Source organism: Nocardiopsis sp. Huas11, assembly GCF_003634495.1.
Classification (GTDB): domain Bacteria; phylum Actinomycetota; class Actinomycetes; order Streptosporangiales; family Streptosporangiaceae; genus Nocardiopsis.
Map to the genome: position 1 here is coordinate 2,862,905 of NZ_RBKY01000001.1, position 16,261 is coordinate 2,879,165.

Genomic DNA, 16,261 nt, shown 5'->3' on the forward strand with positions numbered 1-16,261 from the left:
TCGGTACGGAATCGCAGGTCAACCGGGAGAGAGGACTCCATGACAACGACCGCACGTGACCAACTACTGAGCGCGGACGGGGTGACCGTGCGCTTCGGGGGCCTGACCGCCCTCGACGACGTCGGGCTGCGGGTCGCCCCCGGAAGCGTCGTCGGTCTCATCGGCCCCAACGGAGCGGGCAAGACCACGTTGTTCAACGTGCTCTCCGGTGTCCTGCGGCCCACGTCCGGCACCATCTCGTGGAAGGGCGCACCGCCACCCGGCCGTCGTCCGCACCACCTGGCCAGGGCGGGGATCTCGCGCACGTTCCAGGGGCTGAACCTCTTCCCGATGATGTCGGTCCTGGAGAACGTGGTGGCGGGCGCCGACCGGACCGCCCGCGGCGGCCCCCTGTCGCTGGTCACCGGCCTGGGCCGGCACCACCGCGACGAGCGCGAGCTCCGGGCCCGCGCCGTGGCGACCCTGGAGCGCTTCGGCATCGCCGAGTTCGCCGCCCGGCTCCCGGGCACCCTGCCCTACGGCATCCAGAAGCAGGTGGCGCTGGCGCGGGCGTGTGTGGCCGACCCGGAGGTCCTGCTGCTGGACGAGCCCGCCAGCGGACTGTCCGGCAAGCAGATCGACGACCTCGCCGGCCAGATCCGCGGCTTCAGCGAGCACATGGCCGTGGTCCTGGTCGAGCACCACATGGACCTGGTCATGCGGGTGTGCGACCACATCGTGGTCCTGAACTTCGGCAAGGTCATCTCCACCGGAACACCGGAGGAGGTGCAGGCCGACCCCGCCGTCACCCAGGCCTACCTCGGCACCCCCGCGGACGAGTCCGCCGTGGGCCGTACCGGCGACGGCCCCGTCAAGGTCGACCCCTCGCACTCCGACGGAGGCACACGATGAGCGCGCAGCACGCGAACGGCGCCGCCCCGGGCGCCGGCTCCGGCACGGCACCGGCGGCGGCCCCCGCCTGGAACGGCGACGCCGAACCGATCCTGCGGGTGGAGGGCCTGAGCGCCCACTTCGGCGCGGTCCGCGCCCTGGCCGACGTGTCCCTCGCGGTCCCGCCGCAGGGCATGTGCGGGGTCCTCGGCGCCAACGGCGCGGGCAAGACCACCCTCCTGCGGACCCTCACCGGGCTGCACCGGGCCTCCTCCGGCCGGGTCGTGCTGGAGGGCGAGGACATCACGCGGCTTCCCGCGGAGAAGGTCATCACCCGCGGCCTCGCCCACGTCCCCGAGGGCGGGGGAGTGATCGTCGAGCTCACGGTCGAGGAGAACCTGCGCCTGGGCGGCCTGTGGCGCCGGGACCGCCGCGACCGCTCCACGATGGACGAGGTCATGGACCTGTTCCCGCCGCTGGTCGAGCGGCGCCACAAGTCCGCGAGCACGCTGTCCGGCGGTGAGCGCCAGATGCTGGCCATCGGACGCGCGCTGATGGCCCGTCCCAAGGTCCTGCTCCTGGACGAGCCCTCCCTGGGCCTGGCCCCCCTCATCACGCAGCAGATCTTCGCCCTGCTGCGCGACCTGCGGGAGCGCACCGGCCTGACGGTCGTCCTCGTGGAGCAGAACGCGGCCGGCGCCCTGTCGGTCACCGACCACGGGTTCGTCCTGAACCAGGGACGTGTGGCCGCCGAGGGCTCCTCGGCCGACCTGCTCTCCGACGACCGCATGCGCCACGCCTACCTCGGCTTCTGAGGAGACCCCCCATGAACCACTTCATCAACCTGACCCTGAGCGGGTTGGCGTCCGGGGCCACGTACGCGGCGCTGGCGCTGTCCCTGGTCATCATCTACCAGGCCACGCGGCTGGTGAACTTCGCCCAGCCCGCGCTCGCCCTGATGTCGGTCTACACCGCCTACACCGTGGTCCAGCTGACCGGCTCCTACTGGATCGGCTTCGCCAGCGCCCTGACGATCGGCCTGGTCGCCGGGGCCGTGGTCGAACGGGTCATCATCCGGCCGATCGCCCGCGTCTCCGAACTCAACGGCATCATCGTCACCCTCGGACTCCTGCTCATCGTCCAGGGCGGCGTCGGGATGATCTGGGGCAACGAGCAGCACGGACTCCAGTACGCGTTCAGCTACGTCGGGCGCTTCTCGCCCGCCGACGCCTTCACCGTCGGCTCGGTCGCGGTCGTGGCCCTGCTGCTGTTCGCCCTGTACCGCTACACGCCGCTCGGGCTGCGCATGCGCGCCGCCGCCTTCCGGCCGGAGGCGGCCCGGCTCAGCGGGGTCAAGGTGGGCCTGATGCTCACCGCCGGCTGGGGGATCGCCTCGGCCATCGGTGCGCTGGCGGGCATGCTCGCCGGCCCGCCGTTCCTCTCCCCGAACGTGTTCGACGTCGTCTTCGTCTTCGGCATCACCGCGGCCGTGGTGGGCGGTCTGGACAACCCCTTCGGCGCCGTCATCGGCGGCCTGCTCATCGGCCTCGGCCTGACCTACGTGTCCGGCTACGCCGGTCCCGAACTGGCGACCCTCGCCGCCCTCGTCATCGTGGTCCTCGTGCTCAGCGTGCGGCCCGACGGCATCCTGTCCCGCCCGACCGCGCGAAAGGTGTAGCCATGTCCTCGCCCACCAGACAGCGCGCGGAGCGCGCCACGACCCCCGCAGCGCCGGCCGCGTCCAAGGGCGCGACCGGAGGATGGCGGGGCCTGCCCTCGCCGCTGCGCCACCTGGTGCTCGCCGCCCTCGGCCTCGGCGCGGTCACCGCCCTGTTGTTCGTGACGGGCGACCTGACCGCGCTGCGGTTGGCCGCCGTCGGCTACACGATGCTGGCCCTGGCCGGCCTGCAACTGCTGGTCGGCGGCAGCGGCCAGGTGTCCCTGGGCCACGGCGCGTTCATGATGATCGGCGCGTACACCATGGCGCTGCTGATCGGGCACCAGCCGATGCTGCCGCTGGCCGCGAACCTGCTGATCATCGTGGTCGTCTCGATCGTGGCCGGTATCGCGGTCGGCGCCGCGACCGCGCGGCTGCACGGCCCCTACCTCGCGGGGGCCACGCTGATCCTGGCCGTGGGCCTGCCGGGGCTCACCCACCGCTACCACGAGTTCCTCGGCGGCAGCAACGGGCTCAACATCCGCACCGCGGGCGCTCCGCCCGCCCTGCAGGGGATCTTCTCCGGCAGCGAGTGGAAGGCGATCGTGGTGTGGACCACGGTCGTCATCGGACTCGCGGTCCTGGCGACCGTGAGCACGGGCCGCCTCGGCCGCCGCATGCGCGCGGTGCGCGACGACGAGACCGCGGCGGCGATGTCCGGCGTGCCCGTCGGCAGCACGAAGGTGGTCGCGTTCGTCATCGCGTCGGCCGCCGGCGGTCTGGCCGGCGGACTCCAGGCCTACGTGCTCGGCACGGTCACGCCCAGCACGTTCACGCTGGCGCTGTCGCTGAGCCTGCTCGCCGTACTCGTCCTGGGCGGCATCGGCAGCATGTGGGGCGCCTTCTGGGCCGCGCTGGCGCTGGTCTACCTGGAGGTCTGGGTCTCCGACCTCGCGGGCGCCATGAACTTCAGCCCGAACGTGGAGAACAACCTCCCGGTCGTGGTGTTCGGCGTCGTCCTCATCCTCGTCCTGCGCTTTTGGCCCTACGGGATCCAGGGCGTGTTCCAGGTGATGGCGTACAAGCGCAGGACCGCCGCCGCGCCCGCTGCCCCGAACGGCGCCCCTTCCCAGGGCGCCACCCCGAACAGTGCCTCGTCGGACGGTGCCGCTCCTGACACCGACGGCTCCAGGGGCACCTCTTGAAACCCGCCGCGGGACCCGCCTCGGGGCCCGTGAGACGTCATCTCCACCCCCTGACGAAGGAGAACACGATGCGATTCCGCAGAGGAACACTGGCCGCCACGGCGGCGGCCCTCGCGCTGACGATGATGGCGTCGGCCTGCACGGGCGCCGGCGACGTCGCCGAGACCGGCGACGTCGACCTGGACGTGGCCCCGGGTGTCACCGACGAGTCCGTCATCATCGGTACGCACCAGCCCCTCACCGGGCCCGCCGCGCCCGGATACCTGTCGATCTCCCAGGCGGCGGGCGCCGTGTTCGACTACGTGAACGCGCAGGGAGGTGTGAACGGACGCGAGATCGACTACCGGGTCGAGGACGACGTCTACGACCCCTCGCAGACGATCGACGTCACGCGCGAGCTCGTCATCGAGCAGGAGATCTTCGCGATGATGGGCGGGCTGGGCACGCCCACGCACAGCGGTGTCCTCGACTACCTCAACGACGAGGGCGTCCCGGACGTGTTCCCCTCGTCGGGCGCCCTGGCGTGGAACAACCCGGAAGAGTACCCGCTGACCTACGGGTGGCAGACGGACTACACCAAGGAAGCCAAGATCCAGGGCGAGTACGTCGCGGAGAACTTCTCCGGACAGCCCGTCGGCTACCTGTTCCAGAACGACGACGTCGGCGAGGACGCGCAGGCCGGCCTCGACCAGTACCTCAACAACGACGTCGTGGCCCGTGAGCACTACGAGTCCGACAACACCGACATGAGCGCGCAGATCGCCGAGCTGGAGCGCTCCGGCGCCGAGGTCGTCGTGTGCTCCTGCATCCCGGCCTTCGTCGCCCTCGCCCTGCTGGAGTCGGCGAGCATCGGCTACGAGCCGCAGTGGGTGGTCTCCAGCATCGGCGGCGACACCGCCACGCTCCAGGGCCTGCTCGCGAACTTCACCGAGGGCACGGACGCGGAGGAGGTTCCCGCCGACGCCTTCCTGGACGAGATGATCATCACGAGCTACCTCCCTCGGGTGGAGGACACCGAGGACGAGTGGTCCCAGTTCTTCACCTCCGTGTGGGAGGAGTACGGGGAGGACGGCCCGCTGACCAACACGCACCTGTTCGGCATGACGCAGGCCGTGATGTTCTCGCAGGCCCTGAAGGCGGCGGGCGAGGACCTCACCCGCCAGTCGCTGATCGACGCGCTGGAGAGCCAGGAGTGGCAGGGCCCGGGCCTGGTGCCGTTCTCCTCGTCCGACGGTGACCACGGCGGCCACGAGGGCGTGTACGTCGTCCAGTACGGAGCCGGCAACGACATCGAGATGGTCCAGGAGGCCCGGGTGACCGACCGCGAGGGCGGCCCCATCGAGGAGACGGACTTCGAGCGCGTGCTGCCCGAGGAGCTGGACTTCCACGACTGATCGCTCTAGGTCCCACAGACGGACCGGAGGCGGGCGGCGGCCCGGGGAGTGTTCCCCGGGCCGCCGCCTTGTGCGTGCCGCCGCGGGGCTCCGGCACCGCCGGCCCGTGGGGCTCCGGCCCCATGGGAGCCTTCCGAGAGGAGCCACTCACCGCGGGAGTGCCCACCGCGGGAGCCCGCCCGCCTGGGATCGCCCTCCCGGGCGCGCCCGCCGCGGGACTCCACCTCTGACGGGAGTCGCCCACCGCGGGTCCACCCGCGGGACCTCGGCCACACCGCTCCCGACGCCTCAGGGCCGCGGGATGTGATCCCGGGCGGAGGAACGGCCTCCGGTGCCGCGGCGTCCGCACCGCGCGGTGCCCCGGTCCGCTCGGGAAAGCGACCGAGCGGTGAACACCGAAGAGGGCTTTCCGCGGGGACCTGTTCCAGGGCGACCGGTCCCGCCCACCTTCGGCACGACGGGAATGGCGGCGCGATATCGGACGCATTTCAAAGTGAAGCGATCGATCATCTCGGGAACCGCGCGCGTTCCCGGACACAAGGAAACGGCGGGCCGCTGGAGGCGGCCCGCCGTTCATGCCTCAACGGTGGGGATCAGGAACCGTAGGGGCAGGTGTCGCGGTAGTCGGAGTAGTCCGAGCCCCAGCCCGTGCTGGGCGCCGGGCAGAGGAACTGCGCGTACCGCTCGTCCTCGTCGACGAACAGCTTCAGCCAGGCGATGCTGTTCCGGGCGATCGGGGTGTTGTTGGTGTTCGGAGCGAAGTGGCTCGCGCCGTCCAGCTCGACGTAGGCCTTGTCCACCGAGCGGTTGAGGCTCTCGTAGAACGGGATGGAGTGGGAGCGCACCGAGGCGACGCTGTCGTTCTCGGCGCCGATGATCATGGTGGGCACCGTGACCCGCGACCAGCTCTTCTGGGTGTGCCACGGGGTCAGCGGGATGGCGGCCTTGAGCTCCGGCCGGTCGTCGGCCGCGGCGAGCGTGCCGCCGCCGCCCATGGAGTGGCCCATCACCGCGAGGCGGTCGCCGTCCACGGTGTCCGTCACGTCGCTGTCCTCGACCAGGTAGTCCAGCGCGGCCTCGATCTGACGGCCGCGGCTGTTGGGCTGGTCGTAGCGGGAGTTGGTGTCGATCGTGAAGATCACGAAGCCCTGGGAGGCCAGTCGGTGGCCCAGCCACGACATCGTCGAGCTGCTCGCGGTGTAGCCGGGAGCCACGACGACACCGCCGAAGGTGCCCTGGCTGGTGTCCGTCGGGTAGTAGATGGTGCCGCCACCGAAGCCGCTCACCCAGGATGACACGCTGGTGGAGTCGGTGGCGAAGGACCCGCGGAGCGCCTCGATGCTGGACTCGGTGGGGTCGGGTCCGCGCTGGTAGTCGGCAGCCTGCGCCGGGGCGATGACGGTGGCGGCGGTCGCCACGGCCACGCCCAGGACCAGGGCGGTCTTCATGGCGAGCCTACTGGCCCAGGATCGGGGGGTCGTTTTCTCGGGGGCATTCTGAGTTCGCACGGGTTGTCCTTATCTCGTGCAGCGGGGGCCCGCGTAGAACGCGGGTTGTCCCTGGGGGGAATGAGAGCGCGTACCGGTTCAGGGGTGCCGATGTGTTGCGCGCCTCATTTCGATGGACGACTCAACTATGGTGACGAATGTGTGAATACGCATCCGTGAGATCACCAGTGGTAGTTAACTCGCCGGTAGGTTTCGTGCGGAGGGCCCTCGGGCAGTGCCGTCCGTAAGGGGGTGACGGCCATGCCGGGAGCCAGTGAACTACCGGACACGTTGAAGCGATCGCCGGAGAAGGCCCAGCGCACCTGGATCAAGGCGCACGATTCGGCGGTGGACGAGTACGGGGAGGGCGAGCGGGCGCACCGCGTCGCGTTCGCCGCGCTCAAGCACTCGTACCAGAAGAAGGGCGACCGGTGGGTGCCCAAGCAGCGGTCGGGGCCCTCGGACGCGCAGGCGGAGAACCCCGACGCCGCGCGCGGCCGGGGCAAGGACAAGCCGACCGCCGGCGGGGTGGACGCCAACGCCAGCAAGAAGGAGCTCTACGAGCAGGCACGCGACCTCGGCGTCTCCGGCCGCTCGAAGATGGACAAGGACGAACTCGTGGACGCGCTGCGCAAGGAGAGCGAACGGCGCACCTCGCGTGCGCGCGGTTCCTAGAGACTCCCGCCGCGCGGTGGTGTGACCACGGGGGAGAGACCGCGCGGGGGACATGGAGGAAGGGGCGGGGACATCGGTCCCCGCCCCTCGTGTGGGTCGTGGCCCCCGCGCGGGACCTACGGCCTACGGCCGGTCAGCCGGCCTGGATCTCCCCGCCCGTCGGTGCCAGGGTCTCGCCCGTGTAGTACGAGGAGAGCCGGTCACTGGCGAAGAACACGAACGAGGGGGCGATCTCGTCCGGTTCCGCGGCCCGGCCGATCGGAGCCTGCTCCCCGAACCCCTCGGCGCCCTTCTCGCCCAGCGTGGCCGGGATGAGCGGAGTCCACACCGGTCCCGGCGCCACGCAGTTCACGCGGATGCCCTGGTCCCGGAGCGTCTGCGACAGGGACGAGGACAGGTTCATCACGGCGGCCTTGCTCGACGCGTAGTCGATCAGCTTCGCGTTGCCGCGCAGGCCGTTGATCGACCCGGTGATGATGATCGCGCTGCCCTCGGGCATGTGCGGCAGCGCCTCGCGGACCGTCCAGAACACCCCCATGACGTTCACGTCGAAGGTCCGCCGCAGCTGCTCCGTGGTGAGGTCGGTGAACTTCTCCACGGGGCTCTGGGTCGCGGCGTGCTCGACCAGGACGTCGATGCCGCCGAGTTCGTCGACCGCGCGCCGGACCAGTTCGGCGCAGAACGACTCGTCGGCCAGGTCGCCCTTGACCGCGACCGCCGTGCGCCCCTCCGCGCGCACCAGGTCGACCGTGTGCTGGGCGTCGTCCTCCTCGTTCAGGTAGCCGAAGACGACGTCGGCGCCCTCCTTGGCGAAGGCCACGGCGACCGCGCGGCCGATCCCGGAGTCGCCGCCCGTGATCAGGGCCCGCCGACCCTTCAGGAGCCCGCGGCCCTCGTAGTCCCTCATCTCGTCCTTCGGGTGGGGACGCATCGGTTCGGTCCGACCCGGGTGGGGCTGGCTCTGCGCCGGTGGCGGCGTCTCGGACATGTCGCCTCACTCCTTTCCACTCCGCTTCGCTTCGCCTTCCTGGGCACGCCTACCCGAGAGCGGCGGTGGTGACCCGGGGTGTGGACGGATCGTGGTCCTGGTTTGGTACGCGGGGGGCGAGGGTCAATTCCGGGCAAGGCGTGTTTGTCCGCGCGAGCGGTCGGTCAGTGGAGGGGGAGGGACCGAACGCGAACCGGCGCGGAGGCAGTGCGGAGGTAGTGATGAGCACGGATGGACGGGACGCGAAGGACCGCCAGCTCGACCAGTACAGGACCGACTCCACGGAACCGCTGACCACCGAGACGGGTGTGCCGGTGGGGAGCACGGACAACTCGCTGCGGGCGGGGGTCCGCGGGCCGACCCTGCTGGAGGACTTCCACGCGAGGGAGAAGATCACCCACTTCGACCACGAGCGCATCCCGGAACGGGTCGTGCACGCGCGCGGGGCGGGGGCCTACGGGCACTTCACCACGTACCGCGGTCTGCAGAACCGGACCACCGCGCACTTCCTGCGGGGCCCGGGCGTCACCACCCCGGTGTTCGTGCGCTTCTCCACCGTGGCCGGGTCGCGCGGGTCGGCCGACACGGTGCGCGACGTACGCGGGTTCGCCGTGAAGTTCTACACCGAGGAGGGCAACTACGACCTCGTCGGCAACAACATGCCGGTCTTCTTCATCCAGGACGGCGTGAAGTTCCCCGACTTCGTCCACGCCGCCAAGCCCGAGCCGCACAACGAGATCCCCCAGGCGCAGTCCGCCCACGACACCCTGTGGGACTTCGTGGGACTCCAGCCCGAGGCCATGCACATGATGATGTGGCTGATGTCGGACCGGTCCCTGCCACGCAGCTACCGGACGATGCAGGGCTTCGGCGTGCACACCTTCCGCTTCGTGAACGCCGAGGGCCGGGGCACGTTCGTCAAGTTCCACTGGCGCCCGCTGCTGGGGACCCACTCCCTGGTCTGGGACGAGGCCCAGCGCGTGCAGGGCAAGGACCCGGACTTCAACCGGCGCGACCTGTGGGAGTCCATCGAGCGCGGCCAGTACCCGGAGTGGGAGCTGGGGGTCCAGCTCGTGGAGGAGGAGGACGAGCACGCCTTCGACTTCGACCTGCTGGACGCCACCAAGATCATTCCGGAGGAGCAGGTGCCGGTGCAGCCGGTGGGCAAGCTGGTCCTGGACCGCAACCCGGACAACTTCTTCGCCGAGACCGAGCAGGTGGCCTTCCACACCGCGAACGTCGTGCCGGGCATCGACTTCACCAACGACCCGCTCCTGCAGGCGCGCAACTTCTCCTACCTGGACACCCAGCTGCTGCGCCTGGGCGGCTCCAACTTCCAGCAGATCCCGGTGAACCGCCCGGTGGCGCCGGTGAGCGACAACCAGCGGGACGGGTTCGCCCAGCACCGGGTGCACCGGGGCAAGACCTCCTACTTCCCCAACCGGGTCGGCGGCGGCTGCCCCGCCCTGACCGAGGGGGGCGGCTACCGCCACTACACGGAGAAGGTGGAGGGCCAGAAGATCAAGGTGCGCAGCGACAGCTTCGCGGACCACTACTCGCAGGCCACGCTCTTCTACAACAGCCTGGCGGACTGGGAGAAGGAGCACCTGCGGGCCGCCTTCCGGTTCGAACTGGGCAAGTGCGAGGAGCTGGAGGTGCGGCAGCGGGTCGTGGCCAACCTCAACCACGTGGACCACGGGCTGGCCGTGAGCGTGGCCGAGGGGATCGGTGTCGTGCCGCCCTCGGCGGAGGACGGCACCCCCAACCACGGGCGCTCCTCGCCCGCGCTCAGCCAGGCCAACACCGCGTTCGGGTCGCTCGTGGGCCGGCAGGTGGCCGTGCTGGTCGCCGACGGCGTGGACGCCCAGGACGTCTCGGCCCTGCGGGACTCGCTGGTCGCGGAGGGCGCCGTGGTGGAGCTGCTGGCGTCCAGGGACGGTGCGGTCCGCGCCACGGACGGGTCGGCCGTCACGGTCGACCGGGCCTACACGACCGTGTCGTCGGTGCTCTACGACGCGGTCGCCGTCACCGGGGGGACGGAGTGCGCCGTCACGCTGGCCGGCGACGGTACCGCCCGGCACTTCCTGCTGGAGGCCTACAAGCACCACAAGCCGCTGGCCGCGATCGGGGCGGGCGGATCCCTGCTCACCGCGCCGCCGCTGCCGGAGGGCGTCGCGGGTCCGGTGGAGAACGAGACGCACAGCGTGATGGGAGTGGTCAAGTCGGGGCGGGCCGGCGACGACCTCATCACGGAGTTCGCCCGGCTCATCGGCGCGCACCGGTTCTGGAACCGGGCGACGTCGGCGATTCCGGCCTGAGGGGGTCACCATGCGCGTGGGATACAAGCTGTTCGCCGAGGGTTTCGGCCCTCGGGAGATCGTCGACCAGGCGGTGCGGGCCGAGGAGGCCGGATTCGACTTCGTGGAGGTCAGCGACCACTTCCATCCGTGGCTCTACAGCCACGGGCACTCGGCGTTCGTCTGGTCGATGCTGGCCGCCATCGCCGAACGCACCGAGCGGATCCAGATGGCCACGGGCGTCACCTGCCCCATCATCCGGGTCCACCCCGCGATCGTGGCGCAGGCGGCGGCCACCACGGCGCTGCTGGCGGAGGGGCGCTTCGTCCTCGGACTGGGAACGGGGGAGCGGCTCAACGAGCACGTGGTGGGCCGGGGCTGGCCCAACGCGACCAAGCGCCAGGAGATGCTGCGCGAGGCGATCGAGATCATCCGCCTGCTGTGGTCGGGCGGATACCACTCCTACGACGGGCGCTACCTGTCCCTGGAGGACGCCCGGGTGTTCGACCTGCCCGAGGAGTCGCCGCCCATCGTCGTGGCGGCGGGCGGTGAGCGGTCCGCGGCGATCGCCGCCGAGCTGGGCGACGGCCTGTTCGGCACCGAGCCCAGCCGCGTGCTCACCGGGGCGTACGAGAACAGGGGCGGCGACGGCCCGCGCTACTGCGAGGTGCCCCTGGCGTGGGCGCCGGACGAGGCGAGCGCCCTGGACTCGGCACGGGAGACCTTCCGCTTCGGCCTGACCGGATGGAAGGTCATGTCGGAACTGCCCAACCCGGTGAACTTCGAGGCGGCCACCGCGCTGATCACCCGTGACCACATGCGCGACGCGATCGGCTACGGACCCGACCCCGAGCGCCACCTGGCGGCCGTTCGCGAGTTCGCCGCGGCCGGGTACGACCACCTGTGCCTGGTCAACTCGGGCCCCGATCCCGAGGGGTTCTTCCGGTTCTTCGAGCAGGAGCTGGCCGAGCCGGTCCGGGCGCTCAAGCGCTACGACGCCAGCGGCTGAGGAGGCGGGACAACAGGTCGGTGTGCTCCGCGGCCCGCGGGCGGTCCGGGTCGGCCGCCGGCTGGACGGGCTCGCCCGGGGTGAAGGCCACGGGCAGCTCCACCAGCCCGCGCAGGAACGGGGACGGCCTCAGGCGCAGCTCCCTGGGCGGCACGGCCAGGCTCAGCCCGCCCAACCGCTCGTGGACCGCCGTGACCGCGGTGGCGGCGATCGTCCGGGCCAGGTTGCGCGCGGGGCAGGCGTGCGGGCCCGCGCCGAACATCAGGTGCGCGCGCCCGCCGCCCGCCGCCCGTACGGCCGGGTCCTGGTGCGCCGCCTCGAAGCCGATGAGGAGGGCGTCTCCGCCGCGGATGTCGCAGTCGCCGATCCGGACGTCCTGGAGGGCGATCCGCGCGGGCAGGACCTGGAAGGGCGTGTCGGTCCACATCACGTGGTCGAGCAGGTCCTGCACGCTCAGGCGTGCGTCGGCGTGGGCCGTGCGGACGCGGCCGTCGGTGAGCAGCGTGCGCAGGGTGTTCCCGATGAGGTGCGCGGTGGGCTGGTGGCTGGCGTTGTTGATGAGAGCCGCCGCGTGCGCGAGTTCGTGGTCGCTGAGCCGCGAGGGGTGCGCCATCATCCACGAGACCAGGTCCGGGCCCGGCCGCACGCGCTTGCGCGAGACCAGGCCCGCGAAGTACTGGTGCACACGGGCGACGGCGTCCTCACCGCGCCGGGCGTCGGCTCCGAACAGGACGGCCGTGAGGTCGCCGAGCATGTGCCCGTAGGAGTCGGGGAGCCCGTAGAGGTGGTTGAGCACCAGGACCGGCAGGGGCGCGGCGAACTCCCCGATGAGGTCGGCGCGCCCGGTCGCCACGAAGGCGTCGACGAGGTCGTCGGCGATGCGGCGCACGGTGCGTGAGGTGGCCGTCAGGTCGACCCGGACCAGGGCGTCGGCGACGGGAGCGCGCAGCCGGGTGTGCTCGGGGCCGTCGGCGTACAGGGCGTTGGGCCGCCAGGACAGGGTCGGCCGTGAGTCGGACAGGTCCACGCGGCCGTCGGTGACCTCGCGCCACTGGCGGGTGTCCCGGGAGAACAGGTGCGGGTTCTGCAGGACGGACAGGTTCTCGTGGTAGCCGAGCAGGAGCCAGGCGGGCACGCCGGGCTCCAGTTCCACCGGGGCGACGGCGCCGTGGATTTCGCGCAGCCTTTCCCAGAGTTCGGACCGGCCGCACGAGGGGACCGGGGCGTAGAGGCGGGCGGGCCGAGTGGGAGACATCGGGGCGCGGTTCCGGCGGCGCGGGACCCGCTTCCCTCCCTTCCGGGAGTGAGCGCACGTGGGAGGGCCGACGGCGCGGGAAGCGCCGGTTCTGGAATTGTAGGCGGGAAACGGCGAATCGTGCGATGTTTCGTGGAAATCCGCCGATCCCCTTTTCCTTTTTCCGAAGGAAAGGGGAACAAGGGGCGCCGTTCGTCGGACGCGTTCCGAGGCGGGGCCGTCACCGCTCGCAGGGCCGTGGGCCCGCGCCGACCAGGGCACGGGAGCGCCTGGGGGAGCCCGGACGCGGTGCCCGGGGGAGGCGCTCGGAGTGGGATCCTCTCACATCCTTCGGACAGTTCCTGAAGCTTCCGGATTCGTCGCGAAAAAGGCTCCGAGAAGCCCCTGTTCTGTCACTGGCGATCCCTAGTGTTGTCCTTGTGAGCGATCGATGGAGTACTGACGACGTCTGGGCCCTGGCCCCGGACCCCTCATCGCACAAGGCCGCTCTGAAGGTGGCCAGGACCGGATCCTGGCCCGAGCGCGGAGCGGTCGCCGCGGACACGGGCGGGACCGCCGCCGTGTGGGGCGAGTGCAAGGGGAGCGGGTCCAAGCCCTACCTCGCCGCCGTCCACCTGGACGGCGGACCGGCCTTCAAGTGCAGCTGTCCCAGCCGCAAGATCCCCTGCAAGCACGTCCTGGGGCTGCTGGCCCTGTGGGCACAGGAGGAGGTCCAGACCCGTGAGGAGCGGCCCGAGTGGGTCGCGAAGTGGCTGGCCGGGCGCGCCGCGCGCCGGACGAGGCCGGAGGCGGCCCCCGTCGACCCCAAGCGCGCCGCGGCCACGCTCCGGGCCCGCGAGGAGGCCGTCGCCGGCGGAATGGACGAACTCCGGCTGTGGCTGGACGACCAGATCGACGCCGGTCTGGCGGAGGCCCCCAAGCACGGCTACGACCACTGGGACCGCATGGCCAAGCGCCTGGTCGACGCCAAGGCGGGCGGGGCCGCCGCGCTCGTGTCGGAGCTGCCCGGAGCGGTCCGGGAGCAGGGCTGGCCGGAGGCGGTCCTGGACCGGCTCGGGCGGCTGCACCTGCTGGTCAACGCCTACCGGGCGGTCGCGGCCGCGCCGGAGGAGATGAAGGAGGAGTCGAAGGCCCCTTCCGCGGGCGACGGGGGCCGGCGGGCCGGTGAGGAGCTCGGCGCGCGCACGCGCGGCGTGGTCCGCGCCCGGGCCGGCATCACCACCCGGGTCGAGGAGGTCCTGGCCGAGGGCGAGCGCGTCCGCGACACCTGGCAGGTCCTGGGCCGACGGGACGTCGGCACTGCCGACCCCGACATCCGCGCCCGCCGGGTGTGGCTGCGCGGCCGCGGCACGGGGCGGATCGCGCTGTCCCTGGCCTTCGCGCGGCCGGAACAGGCGCCCGCGTCCCCCTTCCGCGACGCCACGGAGGCCGACACCGAGCTCGCGTTCTACCCCGACGGCCACCGCGCCGTCCCCGTCGACGACGGCCACCACGCCGCGCCGGCCGCGCCCCCCGAGGCGGGCACGGTCGCCGAGGCGCTCGACTCCTACGCCGCGGCCCTGGCCGAAGACCCCTGGAGGGACTCCTGGCCGGTGGTCCTGGGCGCGGCCGCGCCGGCGCTCGACGGCCGGTGGTACCTGGCCGATCCCTCCGGCGCCGCGCTGCCGCTGTCCGATCCCGAGCCCTGGCGGCTCCTCGCCGTCACCGGCGGCCACCCGGCCACGGTCGCCGGGGAGTGGTCGCCCCGGGAGGGGCTCACGCCCCTGACCGTGTGGGACGCACATGGAAAGGCGATCACCCTGTGACCACCCCGCCCTCCGACTCCTGGGACCTGCTGGTCTCCGCCGCCCTGGTCGGCACCGGCCGCCGCGCGGTCCCCGACACCCCCGAACTGCCCGCCACTCCGGCGGACGCGCCCGCCCGGGTCCTGCTGGACCGCGCCGCCCTGGCCGCCGTGCGCCGGGACGCCGGGTACACGCCCTCCACCCGCACGCCCGTCACGCCCGACGAGGAGCCCGAACGCCCCGAGGTCGGCGCCGCCGCCGAGCGCCGCCTGGCCGAGGTCCTGGCCTCGCGGCCCGAACTCCTCCCGGAGTGGCTGCGCCTGGCCGCGGCGGCCGGTCTCAGCCCCGCGCGCGCCACCGTGCCGGACCTGCTGGACCGGGGCGTCGGCGACAGCGAGCTGCGTCCGATGATCGTCGCGGCGGTCGGGCCGCGCGCCCGCTGGCTGGCCCGGTTCACACCCGCCTGGTCCTACGCGCACGCGGTCCCGCTGCCCGGCGACCGCTACCGGGAGCGGGACTGGACCCACGGCACGCCGGGCGAGCGCCGCCACGCCCTGGCCGCCCTGCGCGCCACCGACCCCGCCGCGGCGCGCGCACTGCTCGAGGCGGCCTGGCCCGGACTGCGCCAGGCCGACCAGCGCCGCCACCTGCTGGAGACGCTCGCCACGGGGCTGGGGAACGACGACGAACCCCTGCTCGACCGCGCCCTGGACGACCGGAGCGCCACCGTGCGCGGCCAGGCCCTGGCCCTGCTCACCCGGCTGCCCGAGAGTGCGCACGCGCACCGGCTGCGCGGCTACGTGCGCGAGCTCGCCCGCGTCGACGAGCGCGGCGGCCTCACCGTGGACCCGGTCGCCCCCGACCGGAGCGACATCCTGCGCGACCTCACCCTCGTGGCCGCCGACGGCGAACCCGAGACCGCCGCGACGCGGGCCGAACGCGCCTCGACCCTGGTCACGCACACCCCGATGGACGTGTGGACCGACCTGTTGGGCCAGACGCCCGATGAGCTGGTCGCCCGACTGGAGCGCTCCGACGACGTCCGGCTGCGCGAGACCTTCGCCGGCGCGGCCGGGCTCCAGGGCGACACCGTATGGGCCCGTGCCCTGCTCGGGGCGGTCGGCACCGGCCTGGTGGACCCCCGCTCGCGCCACTACCGCGACCGCGGCGCCCTCCGGCTCGCCGGGCTGTTCGCCGCACTCGCCCCGGACGAGCGCTGCCGCGTGCTGCTGGACGCTGTCGACGACGACACCACGCTGCTGGCCCTGGACCAGGTGATCCGGATGGTGCCGGGCCCGTGGTCCCCGGAGCTGTGCGACTGGGTCGTCCGGCGGTTGCAGAGGCCCCTGAAGCGCAAGAGCGACGTCTCGGGCTTCCGGGTGTTCTGCTCCGTCGCCGCCGAGCACCTGGCCCCCGAACTCCACACCGCACTCCCCGACAGCCCGCCCGCCGACGGCGACTCCGCCGCCGAGGCGCCCTACCTCCGGTTGCGGGACACCCTCCGATTCCGACACGACATGACCCGGGAGCTCTAGTTGTCCACCTCCACCGACGCCGCCACGACCGCCCACCCGTCGCCCGCCACCACCCTCGACGGAGACCTCCGGCCCAGTCCCTCCGGTGCTCTTCGCCCCCACGCC

At 72.3% G+C, this 16,261-nt stretch carries 13 protein-coding genes; 10 read left to right on the forward strand and 3 right to left on the reverse strand.

Annotation, left to right across the window (positions count from 1 at the left end; genetic code table 11):
• The first annotated feature begins 39 nt into the window (after positions 1-39).
• From DFP74_RS12855 to DFP74_RS12875, 5 genes are all read left to right on the forward strand, one after another.
• The gene (locus DFP74_RS12855; RefSeq protein ID WP_121181919.1) at positions 40-891 is read left to right on the forward strand and encodes an ABC transporter ATP-binding protein; all 852 of its coding nucleotides are present in this window, start codon (positions 40-42) and stop codon (positions 889-891) included.
• Positions 888-1,685 (forward strand): ABC transporter ATP-binding protein, encoded by a 798-nt coding sequence (locus tag DFP74_RS12860; protein ID WP_121181920.1) that lies wholly within the window; start codon positions 888-890, stop codon positions 1,683-1,685. The genes DFP74_RS12855 and DFP74_RS12860 overlap by 4 nt, the downstream gene beginning before the upstream one ends.
• A gap of 11 nt (positions 1,686-1,696) precedes the next feature.
• Positions 1,697-2,548 carry a branched-chain amino acid ABC transporter permease gene (locus tag DFP74_RS12865; RefSeq protein ID WP_121181921.1) on the forward strand — a complete coding sequence of 284 codons (852 nt, stop codon included), beginning with the start codon at positions 1,697-1,699 and terminating at the stop codon, positions 2,546-2,548.
• 2 nt (positions 2,549-2,550) lie between these two features.
• Positions 2,551-3,732, forward strand: coding sequence for a branched-chain amino acid ABC transporter permease (locus tag DFP74_RS12870; protein ID WP_121181922.1), 1,182 nt, complete (start codon positions 2,551-2,553; stop codon positions 3,730-3,732).
• A 68-nt stretch (positions 3,733-3,800) separates the two neighbouring features.
• Positions 3,801-5,126, forward strand: coding sequence for an ABC transporter substrate-binding protein (locus DFP74_RS12875; protein ID WP_121181923.1), 1,326 nt, complete (start codon positions 3,801-3,803; stop codon positions 5,124-5,126).
• A gap of 593 nt (positions 5,127-5,719) precedes the next feature.
• Here DFP74_RS12875 and DFP74_RS12880 read toward each other — a convergent pair.
• Complete coding sequence (locus DFP74_RS12880) at positions 5,720-6,574, reverse strand: serine aminopeptidase domain-containing protein (protein ID WP_121181924.1); 855 nt, start codon at positions 6,572-6,574, stop codon at positions 5,720-5,722.
• Positions 6,575-6,874: 300 nt separating this feature from the next.
• Here DFP74_RS12880 and DFP74_RS12885 point away from each other — a divergent pair, with 300 nt between their 5' ends.
• The gene (locus tag DFP74_RS12885) at positions 6,875-7,288 is read left to right on the forward strand and encodes a ChaB family protein (protein ID WP_121188216.1); all 414 of its coding nucleotides are present in this window, start codon (positions 6,875-6,877) and stop codon (positions 7,286-7,288) included.
• Between the two features lie 133 nt (positions 7,289-7,421).
• Here the strand turns inward: DFP74_RS12885 and DFP74_RS12890 are convergent, their stop codons facing one another.
• Positions 7,422-8,276: an SDR family oxidoreductase gene (locus DFP74_RS12890; RefSeq protein WP_121181925.1), complete on the reverse strand. Its 855-nt coding sequence runs from the start codon at positions 8,274-8,276 to the stop codon at positions 7,422-7,424.
• 221 nt (positions 8,277-8,497) lie between these two features.
• Between DFP74_RS12890 and DFP74_RS12895 the strand changes: the two genes are divergently transcribed.
• Together DFP74_RS12895 and DFP74_RS12900 are read left to right on the forward strand one after the other, a co-directional pair.
• Entirely contained in the window at positions 8,498-10,594 is a 2,097-nt protein-coding gene (locus tag DFP74_RS12895; protein ID WP_121181926.1) for a catalase, read from the forward strand.
• A gap of 10 nt (positions 10,595-10,604) precedes the next feature.
• Positions 10,605-11,582 carry a TIGR03557 family F420-dependent LLM class oxidoreductase gene (locus DFP74_RS12900; RefSeq protein ID WP_121181927.1) on the forward strand — a complete coding sequence of 326 codons (978 nt, stop codon included), beginning with the start codon at positions 10,605-10,607 and terminating at the stop codon, positions 11,580-11,582.
• Here DFP74_RS12900 and DFP74_RS12905 read toward each other — a convergent pair.
• Complete coding sequence (locus DFP74_RS12905) at positions 11,557-12,837, reverse strand: cytochrome P450 (RefSeq protein WP_121181928.1); 1,281 nt, start codon at positions 12,835-12,837, stop codon at positions 11,557-11,559. The two genes, DFP74_RS12900 and DFP74_RS12905, sit on opposite strands and share 26 nt — an antisense overlap.
• 494 nt (positions 12,838-13,331) lie before the next feature.
• Here DFP74_RS12905 and DFP74_RS12910 point away from each other — a divergent pair, with 494 nt between their 5' ends.
• Positions 13,332-14,642 carry an SWIM zinc finger family protein gene (locus DFP74_RS12910; protein WP_121181929.1) on the forward strand — a complete coding sequence of 437 codons (1,311 nt, stop codon included), beginning with the start codon at positions 13,332-13,334 and terminating at the stop codon, positions 14,640-14,642.
• On the forward strand, positions 14,639-16,156 hold the full coding sequence (locus tag DFP74_RS12915; protein ID WP_121181930.1) for a DUF5691 domain-containing protein: 1,518 nt from the start codon (positions 14,639-14,641) through the stop codon (positions 16,154-16,156). The genes DFP74_RS12910 and DFP74_RS12915 overlap by 4 nt, the downstream gene beginning before the upstream one ends.
• Positions 16,157-16,261: the final 105 nt, after the last annotated feature.